Genomic DNA, 24,896 nt, shown 5'->3' on the forward strand with positions numbered 1-24,896 from the left:
ACACCCCCGTATTTCTCCGTACCCCTTAACCAAACTTAAGAGGGAACCGCGCAAGATCGCGCCCATTGCAAAAGCGCGCTGAAACAACAAGATTCATGACTTCTATGAACGACAACCAATATTCCGGCGCGAGTGAAGCCGAGCTCGGCTTTCTCAAGGAAATCGTTAGAATGCTGCCGGCCGGCCTGACCGTGCAGGATGCGCATGGCGAGCTTCTGCTGGTTAACGATGCCGCGGCCGCGCAGCTCGGCATGGACGGCAGCCGTCCCTCACCCGATCTCGCGCCGCGCCGCGAAGCCTGCCGCCAGGCGCTGAGCGCCGGCCAGGCTGTCGTCACCGAGGAGGCGCTTCACGGCGGCGCCGCGCGCCAGGTGCTGCTCACGACCCATCGTCCCGTCCGCCTTGCCGGACGCGAACTGCTGATCTCGGCGTCCTCCGACATCACCGAGCAGAAGAATTTCGAGGACCAGCTGTTCCGCTCGGCCTATTTCGACGAGCTGACCGGATTGCCCTCGCGGCGCGTGATCGAACATCACGCCAACAATCTGCTGGCGGAGAACCGCGGCGGCGAGCGCTTCGCGCTGGCCTTCCTCGACGTCGACAATTTCAAGCACATCAACGACTATTACGGCCACGCCGTCGGCGATGCGCTGCTGGTTGAGCTGTCGAAGCGGCTCGGACGCGACTTGCGCGATTCCGACATGCTGTCGCGCATCTCCGGCGACGAATTCCTGTTGCTGCTGTCGCCGATCCAGAGCCAGGAGGAGGTCGCCGAATTCATGCAGTCGACCCTGGAACGGCTGACGGCACCGTTCTTCATCGACAATTCGGAAGTCTTCGCCTCCACCTCCGTCGGCATCAGCCTCTATCCCGATCACGGCCGCAGCTTCGAAACGCTGCGCCAGAACGCCGACATCGCGATGTACCGCATCAAGAACGACGGCAAGGGATTGGCGGCGTTCTTCGACTCCAGCATGGAGCGCGAGGCGCTGGCGCGGATGAAGATCGAGCAGTCGCTGCGACTTGCAATCCTGGAGAAGCGCTTCTGCTGCGCCTTCCAGTCCAAGGTCGACATCCGGACCCAGGCCGTGAAGGGCATCGAGGCCCTGGTGCGCCTGCGCGACGACGAAGGCGTGATCCAGGCGCCCGGCTCGTTCATCAACCTGGCCAGCGAGCTCGGGCTGATCGACGAATTGACCCACCTCGTGCTCGCCGAGATCGTCAAATCGATCGACCTGATCAACGAGGCCTTCGGCGCGGAAGCGACCATCAGCATCAACGTCGCGGCCAAGCAGGCCGGCAATCCGGAGTTCATGCGCAGCTTCGCGCGGGCGCTGGACGAGACCGGCTTTCCGCAGCGCTTCATGATCGAGGTGACGGAAGACGCCTTCGTCGCCAAGAATCACTTCCAGGCCGAGATCCTGCCGATGTTCCGCAAGCTCGGCGTCGGCATCTCGATCGACGATTTCGGCACCGGCTATTCCTCGCTCTCGGCGCTGGCCGACATCACCGCCGACGAGATCAAGATCGACCGCTCCTTCATCACCGACATCCATAAGCGCCCGCGCAGCCAGGGCATCTTGCGCGCGATCGAATCCCTGAGCGAAGCGCTCGGCATGACCGTAATCGCCGAAGGCCTCGAAACCTACGAGGAGCTCGCCTATCTGCAGGCCGCCACCAAGATCCGCTACGCGCAGGGCTATTACTTCTCCCGTCCCATCTTTTTGGAGGAGCTGAAGCTCGCAACCCCGGCCGCGAGCGAGTCGCGCGCCAGCGTGGCGAGCCGGCCGGCGCAGCAGAACCGCCAGGGCTATTCGCGCGCGAGCGGGTATCGAAGGTAGGGGCGCGAGCGCTGCAACACATACCGCTGTCGTCCCGGGGCGCGAAGCGAACCCGGGACCCATAACCACAGGGCGTGGTTATGGACTGAGCTGCCAACTCCGCGTCTTCGCCAAACTACGCCCTGTGGGTATGGGTCCCGGATCTGCGCTTCGCTTGTCCGGGACGACGGCTGAGTGGGGGCGCGGTCATTTCTCCCCTTTGAAATTGCTGCCCTTTTGCTAATACACGGGCAGACTTCCCCCGGGATATGTCATGTCCGCCTCTTCCGCCTCGATCAGCGATCCCGCCTATCTCCGTGCGCGCGCGATGGAGACGCTGTTCGAGCGGCTGGAAAAGCTCTGCGAAGGCGCGATCGCGATCGATCGCGGCGGGCGCGTCGTCTACGTCAATGAAAAATATCTCGCGGCGCTCGGCCTCAAACGGACCAGTGAGGCGATCGGCCGGCCGATCGAGGAAGTCATCCCCAACAGCCTGATGCGCAAGGTGGCCGAGACCGGCGAGCCGATCCTGCTCGACATCATGGAGCTCGGCGGCGAGCACCTCGTCGTCACGCGCATGCCGATCGAGGACGAGAACGGCACGGTGATCGGCGCGATCGGCTTCGTGCTCTATGACCATCTCGAAAGCCTGAAGCCTCTGCTCGCCCGCGTCGCCCAGCTCGAGAGCGATCTGCGGCTGGCGCGGCGGCAATTGTCCAACGCCCGCGCGGCACGCTTCACCTTCGCCGACTTCGTCGGCACCACGCCTGGTATCGCGCAGGCCAAGGCGCTCGCAAGCCGCGCCGCCCGGCAGAGCGTCACGGTGCTGCTCACCGGCGAGACCGGAACGGGTAAGGAGATGCTGGCGCAGGCGATCCACAATGCCTCCTCGCGCGCAGAGAAGCCGTTCGTCAGCGTCAATGTCGCGGCGATCCCCGATACGCTGATCGAGTCGGAATTCTTCGGCACCGCGCCGGGCGCCTATACCGGCGCCGATCGCAGGGGACGCGAGGGCAAGTTCCGCATCGCCGACGGCGGCACGCTGTTCCTCGACGAGATCGGCGAGATGCCGCTGCAATTGCAGGCCAAGCTGCTGCGCGTGCTGCAGGAGCGCGAGATCGAGCCGCTCGGCTCGGACAAGATATCGAAGGTCGACGTGCGCGTGGTCGCGGCGACCAATGTGGATTTGCGCAAGCGCGTCAGCGACGGCGCGTTCCGGCCCGATCTCTATTACCGGCTGAACGTGCTCTCGATCGACCTGCCGCCGCTGCGGCAGTGCCTGGATGATCTCCCGGACATCTGCGCCCGGCTGCTCGAGGACATCAGCGCCTCCGGCGATTACGTCAAGGCGAAGATCACGCCGAGCGCGCTTTCCGCGCTGGCGCGCTATGACTGGCCGGGCAACGTCCGAGAGCTCCGCAATATCCTGGAGCGGGCGCTGATCCTGAGCGATTCCGGCCGGCTGACCGGCGAGGATGTCGCCCGCATTCTGCCCGTCGGCTCCGACGTCAGGCCCGCAGCATCCGAGCGCCCGGCCGGAACCGTGGTGCCCTACGCCGAAGCCGAGGCCGAGTTCGAGAAGCACACGCTCGAACAGGCGCTCGCCGCCAGCAACGGCCAGATCTCCGAGGCCGCCAAAATGCTGCGGATCTCGCGCGCAACCTTCTACAAGAAGCTCGCCAAGTTCGGCCTCGCCGCAGGGTCGGCCTCCGTCTGAGATTCGAGACACGAACGTGTCCGGAGTCTCGGATTCCGGACACGCCGCTGCGCCGCTGGTCCCACCAGCAACGGCGAGATTTGCCGTGATTTCAGCCAATTTGCGCAAACCTTCCGCATCTGGCGCGGACCTTGCTCTTCGCTCTGCACAATGACGCATGCTGCACATGCGCATTTGCAACCAGGGAGGACGCAAGATGAGTGAAGCGATCTCGGTCCATCAGCTTCAGGCGAGACAGCCCTCGCACGTCACGGTCGCCACCGCGAGCCTGATCGGCACGGCTATCGAGTGGTACGACTTCTTCCTCTACGGCACCGCCGCGGCGCTGATCTTCAACAAGCTGTTCTTTCCGACCTTCGATCCCATGATGGGGACGCTGCTGGCGTTCGCGACCTATGCGCTCGGCTTCATCGCGCGCCCGCTCGGCGGCGTCGTGTTCGGGCACTACGGCGACAAGATCGGCCGCAAGACCATGCTCTATCTCACGCTGCTGATCATGGGCGTGGCGACCGCGGCGATCGGATTCCTGCCGACCTATGAGACCGCCGGCATCTGGGCCGCGGTCCTGCTCGTCACCTGCCGCCTGATCCAGGGCTTTGGCCTCGGCGGCGAATGGGGCGGCGCGGTGCTGATGGCGGTCGAGCACGCGCCCGCGGACAAGAAGGGCTTTTACGGCAGCTGGCCGCAGTTAGGGGCGCCGCTCGGCCTCGTTCTCGGCACGCTGGTGTTCTCGGTGGTATCGGCGATGCTGACCGACGCGCAGCTGCTTGCCTGGGGCTGGCGCATCCCGTTCCTGTTCTCGATCGCGCTGGTGCTGGTCGGCCTGTGGATCCGCTTCACCATCGCCGAATCCCCGGAGTTCCAGAAGGTCAAGGATACCAAGCAGGAAGTGAAGATGCCGATCCTCGAGGCGATCAGGATGTATCCCAAGAACATCCTGCTCGCGATGGGCGCGCGCTTCGCCGAAAACGGCTTCTTCTACATCTACGCGACCTTCGTGCTCGCCTATGCCACGCAATCGCTCGGCATGAACAAGCAGGACATGCTCAACGGCGTGCTGATCGGCGCGGCGATCGAGACCTTCACCATCCCGGCCTTCGGTGCGCTCTCCGACCGGCTCGGGCGGCGGCCGATCTACATCTTCGGCGCGGTGTTCTCGGCGCTGATGTCGTTCCCGCTGTTCACGCTGCTGGCGACCAGGAACCCGCAATATGCCTGGATCGCGATCGTGCTCGGCCTCGCCATCGGGCATGCCGCGATGTACGGCCCGCAGGCGAGCTTCCTGTCGGAGCTGTTCGGCACCAAGGTGCGCTATAGCGGCGTCTCGCTCGGCTACAACCTGGCCTCGATCTTCGCCGGCGCACTGTCGCCGCTGATCGCGACGGGATTGATGACGGCCTATGCGCCGGCAACCTGGCCGATCTCGCTCTACATGATCGCGCTGGCACTCATCACCATCGTGTCGGTCTATTTCGCCACCGAAACACGCAAGATAGTTCAGGGCTGAACGTCCGGATCACCTCGTCCATCGCGAGGAGCAGCCTATTCCAGGGTCGCTCCTCGCGATAGGATCAAGCAACAACGGCATACGGTCGAAGGGATCGGGAGGAACGCCGTGAGCCATCACCCAGCTCTGCCTTACTTACGCAATTCCGAGAAAGGCAAGGTCGTCACCGCGGCCGAAGCGGTCATGCTGATCCGTGACGGCGACACGGTGGCGACCGGCGGCTTCGTCGGCATCGGCTTTGCCGAGGAGATCGCGATCGCGCTGGAGGAGCTTTATCTCTCACACGAGGGCGATGCGCCCTATACGCAGGGCAAGCCGCGCAATCTGACGCTGGTCTATGCGGCGGGTCAGGGCGACGGCAAGAATCGCGGCCTCAACCATTTCGCGCATGAAGGCCTGGTCCGCCGCGTGATCGGGGGACATTGGGGCCTTGCGCCGAAATTGCAGCAGCTCGCGATCGCGGGTCAGATCGAGGCCTATAATTTGCCGCAGGGCGTCATCACGCATCTGTTCCGCGACATCGCCGCGCACCGGCCCGGCCACGTCACCCGCGTCGGCATGGGCACCTTCGTCGACCCCCGGCAGGGCGGCGGCAAGCTGAACGCGCGTACCACCGAGGACATGGTGGAGCTGATCACGATCAGCGGCGAAGAGTGCCTGCTCTACAAGACCTTCCCGATCAATGTCGGCATCATCCGCGCCACCACAGGCGATCCCGACGGCAACCTCACCATGGAGAAGGAGGCGCTGACGCTGGAAGCGCTCGCCATCGCCATGGCAGCGCATAATTCCGGCGGCATCGTCATCGCCCAGGTCGAACGCGTGGCCGAGGCCGGCAGCCTCAATCCGCGCCAGGTCAAGATTCCCGGCATCCTCGTCGACTGCGTCGTCGTGGCAAGGCCCGAGAACCACTGGCAGACGTTTGGCACGCAATACAATCCGGCCTTTTCGAGCGAGATCCGCGTCCGTGCCGCCTCGCTCCCGGTGATGCCGGTCAATGAGCGCAAGATCATCGCCCGGCGCGCCGCCCTCGAGCTCAAGGCCAACAGCGTCGTCAATCTCGGCATCGGCATGCCCGAGGGAATTGCTTCCGTCGCCAACGAGGAACGGATCATCGATCTCATCACGCTGACGGCGGAGCCGGGCGTGATCGGCGGCATCCCCGCGAGCGGCATCGATTTCGGCGCGGCGATCAACACGCAGGCGGTGATCGACCAGCCCTATCAGTTCGACTTCTACGACGGCGGCGGCTTGGACGCCGCCTTTCTCGGGCTCGCCCAGGTCGATCGCGCCGGCAACCTCAATGTCAGCAAGTTCGGGCCGAAGCTTGCGGGCGCCGGCGGCTTCATCAACATCAGCCAGAATGCCAAAGAGGTCATCTTCGTCGGCACCTTCGGCGCGGGCAAGCAGCGCATCGCGGTGAACGACGGCAAGCTCGTCGTTCTCGACGAGGCGAAATCACGCAAATTCGTCGACCGCGTCGAGCACGTCACCTTCAGCGGCCCGTTCGCGGCCGCGCGCAAGCAGCGCACGCTGTACGTCACCGAGCGTTGCGTGTTCGAGCTCAGGCCGGACGGGCTCGAGCTCACCGAAGTCGCACCCGGCATCGACATCGAGCGCGACATTCTGCGGCTGATGGATTTCAAGCCGCTGATCCCGCGCGACCCCGCGCTGATGGACGACCGCATCTTCCGCGAGGGTCTCATGGATTTGCGCGAGCGCCTGCTCACGATCCCGCTCGACCAGCGCTTCACGCTGGACGAGCAGCAGAACCTGTTCTTCGTCAATCTGGAGCGCTATCCGCTGCGCAGCAAGACCGAGATCGACACCATCGCCGAGATCGTCGAGAGCCGTTTGGCGCCGCTCGGCCGCCGGGTCTACGCCATCGTCAATTATGACAATTTTTCCATCCTGCCGGAGCTGATGGACGAATATTCCGCGATGGTGCGCAGCCTCGTCGATCGCTTCTATTCCGGCGTGTCGCGCTACACCACGTCGGGCTTCCTGCGCATCAAGCTCGGCGAAGCCCTGGAGAGGCGCGGCGTCGCGCCGCACATTTTCGAAAGCGCTGACGAGGCGCAGTCGGATCGGCGTCAGGCCGAGGGAGCCGGCGATGCGCGTCGAGCCCAAAAATGATGCATGCTCGCAAGGCCGATGCGCTCGGCCGGAAGGTTCAATTGCAATGTTCGTAGCGTTGTGCAAATCGCTGTTACCGAGAAACTTTAAATCAGGAGGGACCATCGTGCGTCGATCACTCATCATAACAACAACCATTCTCGCACTCGCTGCGGGCACCTCCGCACAGGCCGACGATCTCAAGGTCGCGCTGATCTACGGCAAGACCGGTCCGCTCGAGGCCTACGCCAAGCAGACCGAGACCGGCCTGAAAATGGGCTTTGAATATGCCACCAAGGGCACGATGACGCTCGATGGCCGCAAGATCGTCATCATCACCAAGGATGACCAGGGCAAGCCGGACCTCGCCAAGGCCGCGCTCGCCGAAGCCTATCAGGACGACAAGGCCGATATCGCGATCGGCACGACCTCGTCGGCTGCCGCGCTCGCCATTCTCCCGGTCGCCGAGGAGAACAAGAAGATCCTGATCGTCGAGCCCGCCGTCGCGGACCAGATTACCGGCGAGAAGTGGAATCGCTACATCTTCCGCACCGCGCGCAACTCCTCGCAGGACGCGATCTCAAATGCGGTCGCGATCGGCAAGCAGGGCGTCACCGTCGCGACGCTGGCGCAGGACTATGCGTTCGGCCGCGATGGCGTCGCCGCCTTCAAGGAGGCACTCGCCAAGACCGGCGCGACGCTCGCTGCCGAAGAATATGCCCCGACCTCGACCACCGACTTCACCGCGGTCGGCCAGCGCCTGTTCGACGCGCTGAAAGACAAGCCGGGCCGCAAGGTCATCTGGGTGATCTGGGCCGGCGCCGGCAATCCGCTGGCCAAGCTCCAGGACATGGACCCGAAGCGCTACGGCATCGAGCTGTCCACCGGCGGCAACATCCTGCCGGCGCTCGCCGCCTATAAGGGCCTGCCCGGCATGGAAGGCGCGACCTATTATTTCTACGAGATCCCGAAGAACCCCGTGAACGACTGGCTGGTCGCCGAGCACCAGAAGCGCTTCAACGCACCGCCGGACTTCTTCACCGCGGGCGGCTTTGCCGCCGCGATGTCCGTCGTCGCCGCCGTCACCAAGGCGAAGTCGACCGACAGCGAGAAGCTGATCACGGCGATGGAAGGCCTGGAGTTCGACACGCCGAAGGGCAAGATGGTGTTCCGGAAAGAAGACCATCAGGCGCTGCAGAGCATGTACGCCTTCAAGGTCAAGGTCGATCCGAACGTCGCATGGGCCGTGCTCGAGCCGGTGCGCGAGCTGAAGATCGAGGACATGGACGTTCCCGTTAAGAACAAGCGGTAGGTGTCTTACTGCACCTCTCCCGCTCTTGTCCGCCGAAGCCTTGGCGAAGGCTGATGCGGGAGAGGCCGGGAGAGGGCTTTCTCCTCTTGGGGGTTCTCGCCTGCGGAAACACCCCTCTCCCCAACCCTCCCCCGCAAGCGGGGGAGGGAGCGCAGCGTAATCGCGGAAGCATCCTCCTCTCATCATTTGCCAAACCAATGACGCTTACCCTCGAAACACGCGACCTCACCATCCGCTTTGGCGGCCATGTTGCGGTCAACAGCGTGACCTGCACGTTCCGTCCGGGCGAGCTCACCGCGATCGTCGGGCCGAACGGCGCCGGCAAGACCACCTATTTCAACCTGATCTCGGGTCAGCTGCGCGCCTCGAACGGCAGCATCCTGTTCGACGGCACCGACATCACCCAGCACTCCGCGCCGCTGCGTACCCGCGCGGGTCTCGGACGCGCCTTCCAGCTCACCAACCTCTTTCCGAACCTCACCGTGGAAGAGAACGTGCGCCTCGCGGTGCAGGCGGCGGGCGGCACCCATTACGACATGCTGCGGCCCTGGATGGTGCGCCGCGACCTGATCGCCCGCGCCGACGCCATCCTCGACCAGGTTGCGCTCGGCAGCCGCCGCGGCGTCGCCGCGACTGCGCTCTCGCATGGCGACCAGCGCAAGCTCGAGGTCGCCCTGATGATCGCGCTGGAGCCGAAGGTCTTCATGTTCGACGAGCCGACCGCCGGCATGAGCATCGACGAGGTGCCTGTGGTGCTCAACCTGATCGCACAGCTCAAGCAGGACAGGAGCAAGATCATCCTGCTGGTCGAGCACAAGATGGACGTGGTGCGCTCGCTCGCCGACCGCATCATCGTGCTGCATAACGGGCAACTTGTTGCGGATGGTCCGCCGGCCGAGGTGATCGCCTCGCCGATCGTGCAGGAAGCCTATCTCGGCGTCGCGCCCAAGACTGCAGCGAGTACCGCATGACCGACCTGCTCAAACTCTCCGGCGTCCACACCCATATCGGCCGCTACCACATCCTCCAGGGCATCGACCTCGCGGTCCCGCAGGGGCAGACCACGATGCTGCTCGGTCGCAACGGCGCCGGCAAGACCACGACGCTGCGCACCATCATGGGGCTGTGGCAGGCGTCCAGCGGCGAGATCAGCCTCTCCGGCGATCGCATCGAGAGCCGCGCCACGCCGGACATCGCAAGGCTCGGTGTCGGCTACGTGCCGGAGAGCATGGCGGTATTCTCCGATCTCACCGTGAAGGAAAATCTCGTGCTGGCGGCGCGCGACGCGCCGATGGACGACAAGCAGCTGGAATGGATCTTCGGCTTCTTTCCGGCGCTACGCCGGTTCTGGCTGTCACGCGCGGGAAGCCTCTCCGGCGGGCAGAAGCAGATGCTGTCCATCGCCCGCGCCATCATCGAGCCGCGCAAGCTCTTGCTGATCGACGAGCCGACCAAGGGCCTGGCGCCGGCGATCGTGATGGCGCTGATCGAGTGCCTGAAGGAGATCAAGCGCAAGGGCGCGACGATCCTCATGGTCGAGCAGAATTTCTTTGCCGCCCGCGAGCTCGGCGACAACGTGCTCGTGATGGACAACGGCACCATCGTCCATCGCGGCGAGATGGCGGCGCTCGCCGCCGACGTGCCGCTGCAGGAGCGGCTGCTCGGCTTGAGCCTGGAGGCGCATCAGTGACTGACCTTGCCGCAACCGATCCGCTGCCGAAGCCGAAGCGCGATATCGCGCCGATCCTGCTGCCGGTCGCGCTCGCCCTCGTGACCATCCCGCTGATCGGCTCGCCGAGCACCTGGCTGACGTTGACCGCGGCGAGCCTTGCCATGGGCATGATGATCTTCATCATGGCCTCGGGCCTGACCCTGGTGTTCGGCCTGATGGACGTGCTCAATTTCGGCCACGGCGCGTTCATCGCCGTCGGCGCCTATGTCGCGACCCTGGTGCTGGCGCCGTTCGCAGCCTCCATTCAGGCGGATTCGCTCTGGATGAACCTCGCGGTGCTGGCGCCGGCCGCGCTGCTCTCGATGGCCGTGTCGGGCGCCCTTGGCCTCGTCGTCGAGCGCGTGCTGATCCTGCCGGTCTACGGCCAGCACCTGAAGCAGATCCTGATGACGACCGGCGGCCTGATCGTCGCCGAGCAGACGCTCTATGCGCTGTGGGGACCGCAGATCATCCCGATGCCGCTGCCGGCCTCGCTGCGCGGCTCCTTCATCCTCGGCGACGTCGCGATCGCCAAATACCGCGTGCTGGCGATGCTGATCGGGCTTGCCGTCTTCATCGCGATCCAGCTCGTTCTCAACCGCACCAAGCTCGGGCTCCTGATCCGCGCCGGCGTCGAGAACCGCGAGATGGTCGAGGCGCTCGGCTATCGCATCCGCCGGCTATTCCTCGGCGTGTTCATGACGGGATCGGCGCTGGCCGGCCTCGGCGGCGTGATGTGGGCGCTCTATCGCGAGCAGGTCCATGCCTCCATGAGCGACGACCTCACCGTGCTGATCTTCATCGTGGTCATCATCGGCGGCCTCGGCTCGATCGGCGGCTGCTTCATCGGGGCGATCCTCGTGGCCATGGTTGCCAATTACGGCGGCTTCCTGGTGCCGAAGCTCGCCCTCGTCTCCAACATCCTGCTGATGGTCGCCATTCTGATGTGGCGGCCGCGCGGCCTCTATGCGGTGACCAGCCGATGATGATCCTGTCAGGCGATCCGCCGCGTAGCCGGATCCTCACGCTCGTTCTCGTCGTCATCATCCTGGCGCTGGCGGCGACGCCGTTCCTGTTTCCGGGCGCCAAGGCGCTGAACGTCGCAGCCAAGATCTGCGTCTTCGCCGCGCTGGTCGCCTCCTACGACCTCCTGCTCGGCTATACCGGCTCGGTGTCGTTCGCCCACACCATGTTCTATGGCATCGGCAGCTACGCCATCGCGATCGCGCTGTACGGGATGGGCCCGAACTGGGCTGCGGTCGCGACCGGCATCGTGGTCGGCCTGCCGCTCGCAGCCCTGCTGGCGCTCGCGATCGGGCTGTTTTCGCTGCGCGTCGCCGCGATCTTCTTCGCCATGATCACACTAGCGGTCGCCTCCGCCTTCCAGGTGCTGGCTTCGCAGCTGTCCTGGCTGACCGGCGGCGAGGACGGGCGCAGCTTTCAGCTGCCGGAGCTGCTGCGGCCCGGCACGGTGCTGATCCCCAAAAGCCTGTTCGGCTTCGAGGTCAACGGCCGCATCCTGACCTTCTACCTGGTGTTCGCCGTCTCGGCCCTGATGATCCTCGCTTTGCTGCGGGTGGTGAACTCGCCGTTCGGGCGCGTGCTGCAGGCGATCCGCGAGAACCGTTTTCGCGCCGAAGCGCTCGGCTTCCGCACGGTGTTCCACCTGACTTATGCCAACTGCATCGCCGCGCTGGTCGCTGCCAGTGCCGGCATCCTGAACGCGCTATGGCTGCGCTATGCCGGCCCCGATACCTCGCTCAGCTTCTCGATCATGCTCGACATCCTGCTGATGGTCGTGATCGGCGGCATGGGCACGATCTACGGCGCGATTATCGGCGCCACCATCTTCATCCTCGCCCAGAACTATTTGCAGTCGCTGATGGGCGTCGCCTCCACGGCGGCGTCGGAGGCCGGCCTGCCGCTGCTGCCGGGGCTGCTGCATCCCGACCGGTGGCTGCTGTGGCTCGGCCTGCTGTTCATCGCCAGCGTCTATTTCTTCCCGACCGGCGTGGTCGGACGGCTGCGCAATCCCGCCGGCGGCAAGAGCGCAGGCAACTCGCATTAAGCCGCGATTAACGATGCAGTGCGGCGATTGCTGTGCCGGCCGCACAACCGTGACGCGTTTCGCGCTCCGCTGCATACGGACGCGATTGTGCAACTGGATTAATGCTTAGGTAACTGGCTTTCCTAAGGTTTAGGCCATTTGTGCGGTGTATTCGTGTTCCTCCAGGGAGGGGGAATGCGCCAGGTCTTTTCCACGGTGGCAGCCGGAATGTCTCGAGCCGCAAGGAACGGCTGGGAGGCCTTGCCGCGACGTGGTCCTGTCCTGTGGCTGACCCTGTGCGGTGTGTTGCTGGTCGCGGGCATCTTCGGTGTGACGGCCATGGCCGTCGGCGAATTTCGCGAGCGCACCCTGGCCAACCGCGAACGCGAGCTGGAAAACACGGTCCAGCTGATCGCGCGGCATTTTGATCAGCAATTCGAGGATTCCGACGTCGTCGCCGCCGACCTGATCGGGCAGATGAACCTGGTGGAGGTCACCTCGCCGGCGATGTTCCGCGAGCGCATGTCCGGCCCCGCGGCGAACCAGATGCTGCGCAGCAAGATCAGTTCGGTGTCCTATCTCGGCGATATCGCCATCTACGATGCCGACGGCGACCTCATCAGCTGGTCGCGGCCCCACCCGCTGCCCAAGATCAACGTTTCGTCACGGGCCTACTTTCAATCCTTCAAGACGAATCCGCAGTCCGAACCGGTGCTGCTGGAATCCGTCCGCAGCTTCATCATCAACAAATGGACCACGATCGTCGCCCGCCGGTTGATCGGTGCGGACGGCACCTTCCTCGGCGCGATGGTCCGCCGGATCGATCCGGACAGCTACCAGCACTATTTCGCGTCTGTCGCGCTGGCCGAGGGGACGGCCATCTCGCTGTTCGATCGCGAAGGCAAGATGCTGGCGCGCTATCCGCATCTCGAAGAGCTGATCGGCAGGAACTTCAAGGACGCGCCGCTGATGCAGAAGGTGCTGGCCAATGGCGGCCAGCAGACGCTCCGCGGCAGGAGCCCGGTCGACGGCGAGGAGCGGCTCGGATCGGCGGCGTCGCTGACGCACTTCCCGCTGGTCATCATCGCCACCAACACCACGGCCGCGGCGCTGGCCGACTGGCGGCAGCAGACCGGCTTCATGGTGACGACCGCCGCGCTTTCGGCTGCCGTGATCGCGCTGATCCTCTATCTGATCATCCGCCTGATCAACCGGCAGAACCGCGAAGCGCAGGAACGGCTGGAGGCGGAGCGGCTGCGGCTCGACACCGCCTTGAACAACATGACGCAGGGGCTGATCCTCTACGACGCCAGCGGCTACATCGTCACCTGCAACCGACGCTACGCCGACATGTTCGGCCTCTCCCACGACGTCATCAAGCCCGGCTGCCACATCCGCGAGGCGATGTATCATCGCAAGGAGCGCGGCGCGTTCGACGGCGACGTCGAGGAATTCTGTGCTGACGTCATGAGGGTCGTCGCCGAAGGCACGGTCTCCGCGCGAACTCATCAACTGGCCAATGGCCGCGCCTTCCAGGTCATCAACACCCCGCTCGCCCAGGGCGGCTGGGTCGCCACGATCGAAGACATCACCGATCGCCGCCACCTGGAACAGGAGCGCGATCGCAACCACACCTTCCTGCGCGAGATCATCGACCATATCCCCTCGCGGATCACCGTGAAGGACGCCCGGACACGGCGCTACCTCCTGGCCAACCAGGTGGCCGAGGAACAGCTCGGCGAAACCCCGGAGACGATCGTCGGCAAGAGCGCGTTCGACCTTTACCCGACGGAAGACGCCGAGATCATCACCCGGGACGACGACAAGCTGCTGCAATCGCCGAACGGCCTGTTCCTGGATGAGCACATCTGGAATACCCCGGCCACCGGACGGCGCTATATCACTTCGACCCGGATCGGTATCCGCGACAAGTCCGGCGAGCCGCGTTACATCATCAATGTCGTCGAGGACGTCACCGAGCGACGGCGCGCCCACGAGAAGATCGCGCATATGGCGCATTACGATGCGCTGACCGATCTGCCGAACCGCACGCTGTTCCGCGAGCAGATCGAACGCGAGCTGGCGAAGGTCGCCGACGGGGACCAGTTCGCGCTGCTCTACATCGACGTCGACGAGTTCAAGGGCATCAACGATTCGCTCGGTCATCATGTCGGCGACGAGCTGTTGAAGGCGATCGCAAGCCGTCTCCGCGGCTGCCTCAAGGAGGGCGACCTGATCGCGCGCCTGGGCGGTGACGAATTCGCGGTGATCCAGACCGGGATCCAATCCTCTGCCGAGGTGCTGGCCTTCGTGACCCGGATCTACCAGGCGATCCGTCAGCCCTATCATTGTCTCGGTCATCAGCTCTCCACCGACGCGAGCATCGGCATCGCGCTTGCGCCGCAGGACGGCACCGATCTCGACCAGCTCATCAAGAACGCCGATCTCGCGATGTACGGCGCCAAGGCCGAGGGACGCCGCACCCACCGCTTCTTCGAGCCGGAGATGGATGCGAGCGCCAGGGCGCGCTTGAGCATGGAGCAGGATCTGCGCCAGGCCCTGGTGAACGGCGGTTTCGAGATTCACTATCAGCCGCTGGTCGACCTGCGCACCAACGAGGTGTCGGGCTGCGAGGCGCTGCTGCGTTGGCGCCATCCCGAACGCGGCATGGTATCGCCGGCCGAGTTCATTCCCGTCGCCGAGGACACCGGCTTGATCAACGAGCTCGGCGACTGGGTGCTGCGCATGGCCTGCAACGAGGCTGCAACCTGGCCGTCGCATGTGCGCGTTGCGGTCAACGTGTCGCCGGTGCAGCTCAAATGCGACACGCTGGCGCTGCGGATCGCGGGCGCGCTCGCCGCCTCCGGGCTGGACCCGCGCCGGCTCGAGCTCGAGATCACCGAGGCCGTGCTGATCCGCGACGACGAAGCTGCGCTCTCGATCCTGCACCAGCTCCGTTCGATCGGCGTGCGCATCGCGCTCGACGATTTCGGCACCGGCTACTCCTCGCTCAGCTATCTCAAGCGCTTCCCGTTCGACAAGATCAAGATCGACCGCTGCTTCGTCGCCGACATCGCGGAGACGAGCGGTGCACCCGTGATCGTGCAAGCCGTGGTGAACATCGCGGCCGCCAGCAGCATGACCACGGTCGCCGAAGGGGTCGAGACCGAGGCGCAGCGCGAGCTGCTGCGCGCGCTCGGCTGCACGCAGATGCAGGGCTACCTGTTCAGCCCGCCGAAGCCGGCCAGCGAGGTGCGGAAACTGTTCGGCCCGGGCGATGGTTTGCCCGGAGCCTTGCCAGTGGCGGCGGTGGCCTGATGGCGAAGCCAGCGAAGTCGTCGGCCAAGACTGTCGATGTCGCGGATTCCTATGCCGTGCGGCTGATGCAGCATCTGGTGGTGCCGACCTTCGTGATCGACCCCAAGCGCCGCGTCGTGATCTGGAACAGGGCCTGCGAGCGGCTGACCGGCCTCGCCGCATCCGAGGTGATCGGCACCAACAAGCACTGGCAGGCCTTCTACGAGACGAGGCGACCCTGCCTTGCCGACCTCGTCGCGCTCGACCGCCCCGAGCGGCTGCCGGAGTTCTATTCCGAATATGCCGCGCGCGGCCATAACGGGCTCGGCTTTTCCGCGGAAAACTGGTGCACGATGCCGAAGCTCGGCAGCCAGCTCTATCTCGCCATCGACGCCGGTCCGATCCACGACGAAGCCGGCCATCTGATCGCGGTGGTGGAGACGCTGCGCGATCTCACCGACCAGAAGCGCGCCGAGATGGCGCTGAAGGAGCTCGCCACCAAGGACGGCCTGACCGGCCTGTCGAACCGGCGCTCGTTCGACCAGATGCTGATGAGCGAATGGGCCCGCGCCCACCGCACGCAGAAGCCGCTGGCGCTGCTGTTCGTCGACGTCGATCATTTCAAGTTGTTCAACGACCACCACGGCCACCAGACCGGCGACGAATGCCTGCGCGCGGTCGCCTCCGTCGTCAGCCGGCATGCCCTGCGCCCGCTCGATCTCGCCAGCCGCTACGGCGGCGAGGAGTTCGCGCTGATCCTGCCGGACCTGGATTGCGACAGCGCCTGCGTCATCGCCGATGAAATCCGCTGCGCCGTCATGGCCTTGCAGATCGCCCACGGCGCCGTGGGCGCCGGCGATCACGTCACCCTCAGCGTCGGCGTCGCCAGCCATATTCCGGGTGCGGCCGACGGCGGCGGGCCCGACCGGCTGCTGGGCGCGGCCGACGAGGCGCTCTATGTGGCCAAACGCCTCGGCCGCAACCGCGTCATCTGCGCCGAAAGGGTGCTCGCCGAATTCGCAAGCCTCGGCAGGGAGGCCGCAGCGGTTCCGGGCCCTTTCCGGCGCAAAACTGCTTAAAGCGCAATGTGGCGAGAACCGGTTGCCCGCCCCGCGCCAATCGGCTAAATGAGCGATCACTGCACCCGTAGCTCAGCTGGATAGAGCGTTGCCCTCCGAAGGCAAAGGTCACACGTTCGAATCGTGTCGGGTGCGCCAGTCTTGCGGCCGGTTCAGGCCGGCGCTCACGTCAGCATCGCGACAATCGCCTGGACCTGGTCTGAAGCCGACGAAACCAATCCGTCATATGACGTCTGGCCGTGCGCAGCGGCGTTCAGGATGCATTCGGCCACGGCAGCCTTCAGGCCGAACACCGATTGATGGGCCGGCACGCTCGCCATCACCGTCTCCAGCGCTTGACGCATCGTCTGAATGAGCTCGGAGCTGTATTGCATTGGCTGTCCTCCGCGCGCTCATATTAGGTCGCGCGAACATGCTTGCCACTCACAAGCCTGAGATTGCTCTTTGAACTGGTTGAGACCGAATGTCTCAATTCAAACGCCAGATCGCCGCATTGAGCACGCCGGCAAACGCGACCCAGGCTGCGTAAGGCACGAACAATGCGGCGGCCAGCCTGTCGCGTGATGCCTCGAGACCGATATAGGTCACGATCGCGACGAACAGGCCGATGAGGATGACGAGCGCGGCGCCGATCTGGTGCATCGTGAACATGACCGGAGACCAGATGAAATTGAGCGCCAGTTGCGCAGCCCAGGCCAGCATCGCTTTGCCCCCGGGTTCACGGCGAAAGGTCCGCCAGCCCGCGAGGGCGATCATGATGTAGAGCAGGGTCCAGGCCACCGGGAACGCCCAGTTCGGCGGCACGAAAGCCGGCTTGGCGAGGCCCGCATACCAGTCTCCGGGGAGATTAGTCGCGCCGATCAGCCAGCCGATGCCGACCACGCCCACCACGAACAACAACAGCTGCAGCATCCATCACCTCGCGCATCGCATCGCGCAATTGTATCATCTTTCCATGAGCGAATCCGACACGGTGACCGGCGAAGCCTCGCCCGTCCGCAAGATCATCCATATCGACATGGATGCGTTCTATGCGTCGGTGGAGCAGCGCGATAATCCGGACCTTCGCGGCAAGCCGGTCGCGGTCGGAGGCTCGGCGGAACGCGGCGTCGTCGCGGCCGCCAGCTACGAGGCGCGCCAGTTCGGCGTTCGCTCCGCGATGCCCTCCGTCACTGCGAAACGGCAGTGTCCCGATCTGATCTTCGTCAGGCCGCGCTTCGAGGTCTACAAGGCGATCTCCAGGCAGATCCGCGACATCTTTGCCGAGCACACACCCATCATCGAACCCTTGTCACTCGACGAGGCCTATCTCGACGTGACGGAAAACCTGCAAGGCATCCCGCTGGCGCGCGACATCGCGCTGAAGATCCGCGGGAAGATCAAGGCCGAGACCGATCTCAACGCGTCGGCGGGCATCTCTTACAACAAGTTTCTGGCCAAGCTCGCCTCCGATCATCGCAAGCCCAACGGTCAGTTCGTGATCTCGCCGGAGATGGGCCCGGCCTTCGTCGCAACGCTGCCGGTCGGCAGGTTCCACGGCATAGGCCCGGCGACGGCTGCGAAGATGAACGCGCTCGGCCTGTTCACCGGCCTCGACATCCGCAATCAGACGCTGGAGTTCATGAATGCGAATTTTGGCAAGTCAGGTGCGTACTATTACTGGATCTCACGCGGCGTCGACGAGCGGCCGGTCCGGGCCAACCGGATTCGGAAGTCCATCGGCGCAGAGACCACGTTCTCGGTCGACCTTGCCGAATATGGCGCGCTGGCGGCCGAGCTCAAGCCTCTGGTCGACAAGGTCTGGCGGCATTGCGAGTCGACCGGCAATCGCGGCCGCACCGTCACGCTGAAGATCAAGTTTGCCGACTTCGAGATCATCACGCGCAGCAGGTCCGTCGCGGCGGCCGTTGCGGGGCGGGACGATCTGGAACGGCTGGCGTGCGGCCTGCTCGAAGTCGAGATGCCGCTACCCAAGCGCGTCAGGCTGCTGGGTGTCTCGCTGTCCGCGCTCCAGACCGGGGACGATGCGGAGCCGCAGCTGACCTTGGGCATTTGAACGAGGCCGGCAGGCCCCTCGCCGAACGCGACATCTTTATCCGCGACGCGGCGCAAAACCTGTCGTAGAGACACCAAAACACGATTTTTCGCGATTGATGCTGGAATGCTTGCCTTATTGATACGCCTCGGATTGCGCTTCGAAGACCGCATCGAGGAGCGCCGGTTTGTCGACCAATACGTCCGAGGCAGTCTCGGGTGGACGCAGATCGCGATGCTGCTCGGCGCCGCCACCTATGCCGGCTACACCCTCTGGGATTGGGTGCTCTACCCCGAAGTCGTTCCAACCACGCTTGCCATCCGTGGCGGCACCGCCCTGTTCGTGCTGCTCCCGCTGACCGCGTTGCTCTCTCGGCGATTGATGAAGCCATGGGCAGAGACGATTTTCCTCGTCTATTGCGTCATTCCCGGCTGCATCCTGCCCAGCATCTATCTCGTCCTGCCGTCGGGCTTCACCTTTGCCGCGCCCGGCATGATGATGATCATCCTGTTCGTCTCGACCATGCTGCCCTTGCGGATCGGCTCGCTCGCGATTTTCTGCCTGCTGTCGTGGCTGGCGCTGCTGGTCGCCGAGACGTTCGCACCGGCGATGCCGGTGGGCCTGAGATTCATCAATCATTCTCTCGTCGGCAACGCCTACGCATTATCGCTCTACGCCGTAGCTGCGCGCGAATACCGGGCGCGAAAGCAATTCCGAACGTCGGAGGCGCTGCAGCGGGAAAAGGAACGCTCGGAGAAGTCGCTGCGCGATCTGCGCGCGACCCAGGAACATCTGGTGCAGGCAGAAAAGCTCGCCTCGCTCGGTCGATTGGTGGCCGGTGTCGCTCACGAGGTCAGCACTCCGCTTGGCCTCGCCCTGACGACCTCTACGGCCATGCAGACGGATCTACAGACAATGGCCGATGCCTTGGGCGGAGCGTCGGTCCGGCGATCCGATCTGACCAAGGGAATTGACAGGCTCAAGCAGGGGCTCGACCTGACCTTCGATAACCTGCACCGCGCATCCGAGATGGTGCACAGCTTCAGGCAGGTCGCAGTCCACCAGGCCGATGAGGACCGGCGCACGTTCGAGCTTAAGGATTGGCTGTCCGAGCTGATGTCGAAGCTTGGGCCGCTGCTATCGCACCATGCTCTGACGGTTGACGTCGAATGCCCGGCAGGCATCACGCTCAACAGTTACCCCGGAGCGCTCGCCCAGGTGATCAGCAATCTCGCCCTCAATACCGCAGGGCATGCATACCCGGACAAGAGAGGCGGCAGATTCGCAATCACGGTCAGCCAGCCCGACGCGAAACGGGTCCGCCTGGTCTGCGCCGACGACGGCGTTGGGATACCCGGGGAATTACAGGCGCAGATCTTCGATCCGTTCGTCACGACCGGCCGCGAGAGCGGACATGCCGGCCTCGGGCTTCACATCGCGTTCAATTTGGTGGCCTCGTCGCTGAACGGGCGCCTGCGCCTCGAGAGCAGGACGGGTCCAGGGACTCAGATCGCGATCGAGATCCCGATCGAAGCATGAAACTGCGGCCGCTGGAGCCGCCTCGCAAAGCGGCGCGCGGCCGACGGTGACGGGATTTTGAGTCCCGCCACCGATGAAACTCGACCCGCTCGGGCAATCAATGCCTCACGTGCTCGAACACCACGATCACGCCGGTCGGCTCGGGCTCGTGCGCCATCAGGCGCGTCAGGTCGGAATCGCCCCAATCGGCGAGGCTGACGACTTCGCCGCTCTGGCGATCGGCACCGAGCGATGGTGTGGGCTCGAGGACTTTGAGGCCCATCTCGTCGACGAAGAAGGTATGCTCGCCGAACATGCTGTTCAGCTGCGGCATGGCCGGATGTTCGTCGGGCAGCACCTGAGCGCCGAGTTGGTTGACGGTCTGCTTCACCTGTTCGGATGTGAGCTTCATGAGCTGCTCCGTTTCTGTGTCCGGTTTCGTTGGCCGGGCGGGAGCACGCGTTCCCTGCGCCTTAGTCCGCCTGGCTCGACTCCGAACCGGTGCTGCGCACAAATGTTCCCAAAAAATGTATTTCGTGATCGCGCGTTGCATCTGCCGCGCTCGCGGCACGAGATCGCCACAGGATGCACACGATCCCGCCGCTGACAGCGCTCAAGCGCTACGCGCCGCGGCTCTCACCGACCGAGAGCGCGCAGATGCGTGACAGATATGTGTAGGGCAGACCGGTCTCCTCGGCCCAGGCATTGAACTGCGCCTGCACCTTGGCGAGATCGCCCTTCGACTTGACCTCTTCGGCAATGTCGAGACCGGCATCGCGCAGGCAAGCCACCACGTCGCCGGACGTCACAAAGCCATCCCACCCGACGAAGCGCAGCAGCATCTGCCCGGTATTGCCGCCGAGCCGGCTGCCGCGCTTGGTCATGAGACCGAGCAGGCCGATCTCGTCGGACGAGGGCCACTTCGCCAGAAACTTGCCGAAGCTACCATGCTCCTTCGCGATCTCCTGCACGAAGGCGGCGTTGTCGCGCACCGACATGATCTTGGCACCGTTGCGCACGATACGCGCATCGCGCAGCAGGCCTTCCCAATAATCCTCGGGCTGGAAGGTGAGCTTGGCCGGCTTGAAATGCAGGAAGGCGTCTTCAAAGCCGTCCCATTTCGTCTCGATCACGCTCCAGGCAAAGCCGGCGCAAAACACCCGCTTGGTCATTTCGGCGAGGACACGGTCGTCGCCGAGCTTGGCCAGCCGCTTGAGGTCCGGCTTTGCCGGCATCAATGTCTCCAGCGCCTTGGGCCCGCCCTTGCGCTTCTCAGCGCGGGCACGAATGGTCTTGAAGGAGGTCATGCGGACATCCGCGTTGATGGATCGTCAAGACACCAGAATTCGCTCAAGAGGTCCAGCACCGCGGAGGTGAAGTCCGCGATGCCGGCGCGCCAAGTGCATGTGGTCGGGTCCTCGGACAAGGACGTCGCCACCGAGACCGGGCGCGCCGATGGATAGCGGTTGATTTCATCTCCAAGTTGTTATTGGATGCCGCCGCCAGTGAAGCGGCCTCCGTCACCGCCTCGCTGGACTGTGGTTTGTCTGCGCAATCCCGGTTGCAACCCCGCTCGCATCGTTATCCAGACTGAGCAGAACGATGAGCGGCGTGGCGACCCAATAATGTGACCTATTCTTGCAATGTCCTTTGTCTCCGTGGCGTTCCTCGGTCTGGTGCCCGCGACCTTTCTGCTCTACCACGCCACCTCCAGGCTCGCGGTCCAGAACGTCATCATCCTGGCGGCAAGCTACTTGTTTTACGGCTGGTGGGACTGGCGCTTTCTGCCTCTGCTGGTCGGAATTTCCCTCGTCAACTATGCCGCGGCGATTCTGATCGCCGCGACCCCTCACGAGCACACGCGAAAGCTTCTGCTCTCTCTCACCATCGCGACGGCGATCCTCGTTCTCGCGATCTTCAAATACTTCAGCTTCTTCGTCGATTCGTTCGTGACGATTGCCCAACGCGCGGGTCTCAATCCGAACCTGCCGACGTTGCGCATCATCCTGCCGCTGGGCATTTCCTTCATCACCTTCCAGGGCATCGCCTATGTGGTGGACGTTTATCGCGGCAAGCATGTCGCAGAGAGCAACCTCGTCAAGTTTCTCGCCTTCAAGGCGTTCTTCCCGCAACTCGTGGCGGGACCGATCGAAAGAGCCAGCAATCTCCTGGATCAATTTTCGAAGCCGCGAATATTCACGACCGATCATGCCGACCGCGCACTCTGGCTTCTGATCTACGGCTACGCCATGAAGGTCGTGGTGGCCGACAGCCTGGCGATGATCGTCGACACGCTCTTCATTCCGGATCAGCCCTTCGGCTGGTCGGTCGTGCTCGCCACGATCGCCTTCGGCGTCCAGATCTACGCCGATTTCAACGGATACAGCCTGATCGCAAAAGGCGTCGCGCTGCTGTTCGGCTTCGAGCTGACGTGGAATTTCCGCTACCCTTATTGGTCGGTATCGATCAGCGAATTCTGGCGGCGCTGGCACATCAGCCTCAGCACATGGCTCCGCGACTATCTGTACATTCCGCTCGGCGGGAACCGTCACGGCGAGTTCATGACGAACCGGAACTTGATGCTGACCATGGCTTTGGGAGGCCTCTGGCACGGCGCGTCGTGGACATTCGTTCTTTGGGGACTGCTTCACGGCACCGTGCTTGCGATGTGGCGCAAATTGCCCGGCGGAGACGAGCCCCCTTCGAAGGTCGCTCGCGGCGCCGGCTGGGCCGTCACCATGCTGGTCGTATTCGTCGGCTGGTTCCTCTTTCGCGCGGCAAATTGGAATTTGCTGGTGGGCATGCTCAGTGCGCTGAAGAACTGGGAATGGGCCCCGGTGCACAGTGCCGTCGCACTCGCGATTCTATCGCTGTCGGCCCCGCTGATGCTGCTGGAATGGCAACTGCAGTCGCACGGGGACTATTTCCTGATTCGCCGACCTGCGTGGATGAGGTATCCGCTGTTTGCAGCCCTGGCGGCTGTGACGATCGCGGCGTCCGGGCACGTCAACGCAACCTTCATCTATTTTCAGTTCTAGGCCATGCTGAAACGCACGATCCAGGCGATCATGAAGTCGCCGCTGACCCATGCGCTTCAGCTTGTCGCGCAAAAGTTCGTTCCGGTCGCCGTCTTGACGGCTCTCATCCTCGGGATCGCGAATTTCATCCATCGGCAGAGCAACCACCAATGGTCTCGCGGAATCGAGACCTACATCGTCATCGAGCAGATCAGGCGTTCGGAGCGGCTGCCTGCACCCGATCTCGCCTTTCTCGGCGACAGCTCTTGCCTGTTCGGGATTCACGTCCCGACCTTGTTGCGCGCGTTTCCAGGATCCGACGTCGAGGCGTTCTGCACCATCGGCTTTGTCGGCCCGGATGGCTACGCCGCCATGCTCGATAAGATGATCGCCCGCGGACGCCAGCCGAAGAAGCTCATTCTGGTGTTCAATCCGATCCAGTTCGAGCGCGATCCAAGATGGAATGAGTGGCCGACCTTCATCAGGACCGACCGTTTCGAACTTCCTTCCACCCTGACGTTTCCGGCCGGCGGTCTCGAATACATCCGACTACTGATGGAGCGAGCCGTGTACACGCCGCTTCCGGGCGCCTATGCGACCTACTACGGCGGCAAGGACCAGTTCATTTCGACCATATGGAGCGAGCACGGTAGCGCCATCGACCCCAACCGGATGCTTGATATTCCTTCGCTGGAGGCCTTCCGGGCCACGCTGCCCGGTCACGTTCTTCTCAAGCCGCTCCCCGGCTCGAAACCGTTCGTGATGAACGCGGAATTCGAGAAGGCGCTGGACTCCCTGTCCATAACGCTTTCGAAGCTCGACCGGTCGAAGGTCTATCTGGTGATCTCGCCGGTCAATTCCGTCAACGCTCAGGGCGGCCCGCAGAGCTTCCACGCCGAGGCAGGTCAAAAGATTGCGGCTCGACTCGGCCTCGATCAATCGCAATTCCTGGACACCCCGGACGTCATGCTGGACATCCTGTATGCGCATTATCCCTCGCATCTGCATCGATGGGCGCGAATGATCTACACCGAGCAGCTTGCGACGACGCTGGCTGACCGGAGGATCCTGGAGAAATCCACCGGCGACCGATCCGTCCGCTGATTCGCGCCGGCGGCCTTGGGTCCTCACGAGGTGATGGATTCTTCGCGGCTCGCTAACGCGACAAGTGCTTCGCGAGGTGGACCGACTGCCAATCTCCCAGTCCGGTATCCCTGAAACCTGCTTTCTTCGCCAGGCCGCGCATCTCGGCGTTCGTGCGCGCCGTCTCGGCGGCGATCATCTCGTGGCCGAGATCGATCGCGCGCGTTTCCATCGCCGTCATCATCTGAAGGCCAAGACCCATGCGCTGGAAGGCATCGGCGACCGAGATGGCAAATTCGCCGTGCCGGACTGCCGCATCATAAGCGTATCGTGCTTCGCCGATGATCCGGCCCCGGCCCTCCTGCCTGAGCTCGGCGAGCAAGGTGAAGTGGTCGAGCCGGTCGGACTTGGCGACGCACTCGGCCGCGACCACGGAGAAATCGGTTCGCGCGCCCATGAAGCGCTTGTTGCGCGATGTCGTGGAAAGGCCGGTGAAATAGACCGAGAGGCTCTCGACATCGGATTCGCCGGCGGTCCTGATGCAGACCATGCCCTTCGTTTCGGCCAGTTCGACCGGCTCGACGACGGCTCCCGGAAACAGCTGTGACATGCGTGATGCTTTCGGCAGGTTGCTGGGA

At 64.0% G+C, this 24,896-nt stretch carries 20 protein-coding genes and 1 tRNA gene; 16 read left to right on the top strand and 5 right to left on the bottom strand.

The annotated features are described in order from the left end of the window. Positions 1–104 precede the first annotated feature (104 nt). The 12 genes from AABA84_RS19600 to AABA84_RS19655 all read left to right on the top strand — a co-directional run bounded on the left by AABA84_RS19600 (position 105) and on the right by AABA84_RS19655 (position 16,743). Positions 105–1,841, top strand: a complete 1,737-nt coding sequence (locus tag AABA84_RS19600; RefSeq protein WP_338312802.1) for a putative bifunctional diguanylate cyclase/phosphodiesterase — start codon at positions 105–107, stop codon at positions 1,839–1,841. 253 nt (positions 1,842–2,094) lie between these two features. After that, positions 2,095–3,537, top strand: a complete 1,443-nt coding sequence (locus tag AABA84_RS19605; RefSeq protein WP_212243675.1) for a sigma-54 interaction domain-containing protein — start codon at positions 2,095–2,097, stop codon at positions 3,535–3,537. 196 nt (positions 3,538–3,733) lie between these two features. Continuing rightward, positions 3,734–5,044: an MFS transporter gene (locus AABA84_RS19610; protein WP_049806626.1), complete on the top strand. Its 1,311-nt coding sequence runs from the start codon at positions 3,734–3,736 to the stop codon at positions 5,042–5,044. A gap of 108 nt (positions 5,045–5,152) precedes the next feature. Further along, entirely contained in the window at positions 5,153–7,180 is a 2,028-nt protein-coding gene (locus AABA84_RS19615; RefSeq protein ID WP_338312804.1) for an acyl CoA:acetate/3-ketoacid CoA transferase, read from the top strand. A gap of 106 nt (positions 7,181–7,286) precedes the next feature. Further along, positions 7,287–8,471, top strand: a complete 1,185-nt coding sequence (locus AABA84_RS19620; RefSeq protein ID WP_212243671.1) for a substrate-binding domain-containing protein — start codon at positions 7,287–7,289, stop codon at positions 8,469–8,471. Positions 8,472–8,668: 197 nt separating this feature from the next. Next, positions 8,669–9,442, top strand: coding sequence for an ABC transporter ATP-binding protein (locus AABA84_RS19625; RefSeq protein ID WP_338312806.1), 774 nt, complete (start codon positions 8,669–8,671; stop codon positions 9,440–9,442). Further along, positions 9,439–10,161 carry an ABC transporter ATP-binding protein gene (locus AABA84_RS19630; protein ID WP_338307205.1) on the top strand — a complete coding sequence of 241 codons (723 nt, stop codon included), beginning with the start codon at positions 9,439–9,441 and terminating at the stop codon, positions 10,159–10,161. Before AABA84_RS19625 ends, AABA84_RS19630 begins: the two co-directional genes overlap by 4 nt. Continuing rightward, positions 10,158–11,168, top strand: a complete 1,011-nt coding sequence (locus AABA84_RS19635; RefSeq protein ID WP_018319497.1) for a branched-chain amino acid ABC transporter permease — start codon at positions 10,158–10,160, stop codon at positions 11,166–11,168. The genes AABA84_RS19630 and AABA84_RS19635 overlap by 4 nt, the downstream gene beginning before the upstream one ends. Beyond that, positions 11,165–12,250: a branched-chain amino acid ABC transporter permease gene (locus tag AABA84_RS19640; protein ID WP_212243666.1), complete on the top strand. Its 1,086-nt coding sequence runs from the start codon at positions 11,165–11,167 to the stop codon at positions 12,248–12,250. The genes AABA84_RS19635 and AABA84_RS19640 overlap by 4 nt, the downstream gene beginning before the upstream one ends. 174 nt (positions 12,251–12,424) lie before the next feature. Continuing rightward, positions 12,425–15,547, top strand: coding sequence for a bifunctional diguanylate cyclase/phosphodiesterase (locus tag AABA84_RS19645; protein WP_338307206.1), 3,123 nt, complete (start codon positions 12,425–12,427; stop codon positions 15,545–15,547). Beyond that, on the top strand, positions 15,547–16,605 hold the full coding sequence (locus tag AABA84_RS19650; RefSeq protein WP_338307207.1) for a sensor domain-containing diguanylate cyclase: 1,059 nt from the start codon (positions 15,547–15,549) through the stop codon (positions 16,603–16,605). Before AABA84_RS19645 ends, AABA84_RS19650 begins: the two co-directional genes overlap by 1 nt. A 61-nt stretch (positions 16,606–16,666) precedes the next feature. Further along, positions 16,667–16,743, top strand: a tRNA-Arg gene (locus AABA84_RS19655). A 26-nt stretch (positions 16,744–16,769) separates the two neighbouring features. Here AABA84_RS19655 and AABA84_RS19660 read toward each other — a convergent pair. Then, the gene (locus AABA84_RS19660; protein ID WP_212243659.1) at positions 16,770–16,979 is read right to left on the bottom strand and encodes a hypothetical protein; all 210 of its coding nucleotides are present in this window, start codon (positions 16,977–16,979) and stop codon (positions 16,770–16,772) included. A 94-nt stretch (positions 16,980–17,073) separates the two neighbouring features. Beyond that, a complete protein-coding gene (locus AABA84_RS19665; protein WP_338312807.1) occupies positions 17,074–17,517 on the bottom strand; it encodes a TspO/MBR family protein in 444 nt (147 codons plus the stop codon). Between the two features lie 43 nt (positions 17,518–17,560). Here AABA84_RS19665 and dinB point away from each other — a divergent pair, with 43 nt between their 5' ends. Together dinB and AABA84_RS19675 are read left to right on the top strand one after the other, a co-directional pair. Continuing rightward, the gene (gene dinB / locus AABA84_RS19670) at positions 17,561–18,661 is read left to right on the top strand and encodes a DNA polymerase IV (RefSeq protein ID WP_212243652.1); all 1,101 of its coding nucleotides are present in this window, start codon (positions 17,561–17,563) and stop codon (positions 18,659–18,661) included. A 105-nt stretch (positions 18,662–18,766) separates the two neighbouring features. Continuing rightward, the gene (locus AABA84_RS19675; protein WP_338312809.1) at positions 18,767–20,179 is read left to right on the top strand and encodes a sensor histidine kinase; all 1,413 of its coding nucleotides are present in this window, start codon (positions 18,767–18,769) and stop codon (positions 20,177–20,179) included. Positions 20,180–20,276: 97 nt separating this feature from the next. Here the strand turns inward: AABA84_RS19675 and AABA84_RS19680 are convergent, their stop codons facing one another. Then, positions 20,277–20,570 (bottom strand): hypothetical protein, encoded by a 294-nt coding sequence (locus AABA84_RS19680; protein WP_018319488.1) that lies wholly within the window; start codon positions 20,568–20,570, stop codon positions 20,277–20,279. 208 nt (positions 20,571–20,778) lie between these two features. Continuing rightward, a complete protein-coding gene (locus AABA84_RS19685) occupies positions 20,779–21,465 on the bottom strand; it encodes a DNA-3-methyladenine glycosylase I (protein WP_338312811.1) in 687 nt (228 codons plus the stop codon). Between the two features lie 336 nt (positions 21,466–21,801). On the opposite strand from AABA84_RS19685, the gene AABA84_RS19690 reads away from it, so the two are divergent. Further along, positions 21,802–23,196 carry an MBOAT family O-acyltransferase gene (locus tag AABA84_RS19690; protein ID WP_338312813.1) on the top strand — a complete coding sequence of 465 codons (1,395 nt, stop codon included), beginning with the start codon at positions 21,802–21,804 and terminating at the stop codon, positions 23,194–23,196. Between the two features lie 3 nt (positions 23,197–23,199). After that, a complete protein-coding gene (locus AABA84_RS19695; protein WP_338312814.1) occupies positions 23,200–24,279 on the top strand; it encodes a hypothetical protein in 1,080 nt (359 codons plus the stop codon). A gap of 52 nt (positions 24,280–24,331) precedes the next feature. Here AABA84_RS19695 and AABA84_RS19700 read toward each other — a convergent pair whose 3' ends face one another. Further along, positions 24,332–24,868, bottom strand: a complete 537-nt coding sequence (locus tag AABA84_RS19700; protein WP_338307232.1) for a GNAT family N-acetyltransferase — start codon at positions 24,866–24,868, stop codon at positions 24,332–24,334. Positions 24,869–24,896 lie beyond the last annotated feature (28 nt).

The sequence above is a fragment of the Bradyrhizobium sp. TM239 genome, assembly GCF_036247985.1.
GTDB lineage: Bacteria > Pseudomonadota > Alphaproteobacteria > Rhizobiales > Xanthobacteraceae > Bradyrhizobium > Bradyrhizobium ottawaense.

Bases quoted from the DNA above. Each gene is read 5' to 3' on its own strand.
- AABA84_RS19600 (WP_338312802.1), top strand. From the start codon at position 105: ATGAACGACAACCAATATTCCGGCGCGAGTGAAGCCGAGCTCGGCTTT.
- AABA84_RS19605 (WP_212243675.1), top strand. From the start codon at position 2,095: ATGTCCGCCTCTTCCGCCTCGATCAGCGATCCCGCCTATCTCCGTGCG.
- AABA84_RS19610 (WP_049806626.1), top strand. From the start codon at position 3,734: ATGAGTGAAGCGATCTCGGTCCATCAGCTTCAGGCGAGACAGCCCTCG.
- AABA84_RS19625 (WP_338312806.1), top strand. From the start codon at position 8,669: ATGACGCTTACCCTCGAAACACGCGACCTCACCATCCGCTTTGGCGGC.
- AABA84_RS19630 (WP_338307205.1), top strand. From the start codon at position 9,439: ATGACCGACCTGCTCAAACTCTCCGGCGTCCACACCCATATCGGCCGC.
- AABA84_RS19640 (WP_212243666.1), top strand. From the start codon at position 11,165: ATGATGATCCTGTCAGGCGATCCGCCGCGTAGCCGGATCCTCACGCTC.
- AABA84_RS19645 (WP_338307206.1), top strand. From the start codon at position 12,425: ATGCGCCAGGTCTTTTCCACGGTGGCAGCCGGAATGTCTCGAGCCGCA.
- AABA84_RS19650 (WP_338307207.1), top strand. From the start codon at position 15,547: ATGGCGAAGCCAGCGAAGTCGTCGGCCAAGACTGTCGATGTCGCGGAT.
- AABA84_RS19660 (WP_212243659.1), bottom strand. From the start codon at position 16,979: ATGCAATACAGCTCCGAGCTCATTCAGACGATGCGTCAAGCGCTGGAG.
- AABA84_RS19665 (WP_338312807.1), bottom strand. From the start codon at position 17,517: ATGCTGCAGCTGTTGTTGTTCGTGGTGGGCGTGGTCGGCATCGGCTGG.
- dinB (WP_212243652.1), top strand. From the start codon at position 17,561: ATGAGCGAATCCGACACGGTGACCGGCGAAGCCTCGCCCGTCCGCAAG.
- AABA84_RS19675 (WP_338312809.1), top strand. From the start codon at position 18,767: ATGCTTGCCTTATTGATACGCCTCGGATTGCGCTTCGAAGACCGCATC.
- AABA84_RS19680 (WP_018319488.1), bottom strand. From the start codon at position 20,570: ATGAAGCTCACATCCGAACAGGTGAAGCAGACCGTCAACCAACTCGGC.
- AABA84_RS19685 (WP_338312811.1), bottom strand. From the start codon at position 21,465: ATGACCTCCTTCAAGACCATTCGTGCCCGCGCTGAGAAGCGCAAGGGC.
- AABA84_RS19690 (WP_338312813.1), top strand. From the start codon at position 21,802: ATGTCCTTTGTCTCCGTGGCGTTCCTCGGTCTGGTGCCCGCGACCTTT.
- AABA84_RS19695 (WP_338312814.1), top strand. From the start codon at position 23,200: ATGCTGAAACGCACGATCCAGGCGATCATGAAGTCGCCGCTGACCCAT.
- AABA84_RS19700 (WP_338307232.1), bottom strand. From the start codon at position 24,868: ATGTCACAGCTGTTTCCGGGAGCCGTCGTCGAGCCGGTCGAACTGGCC.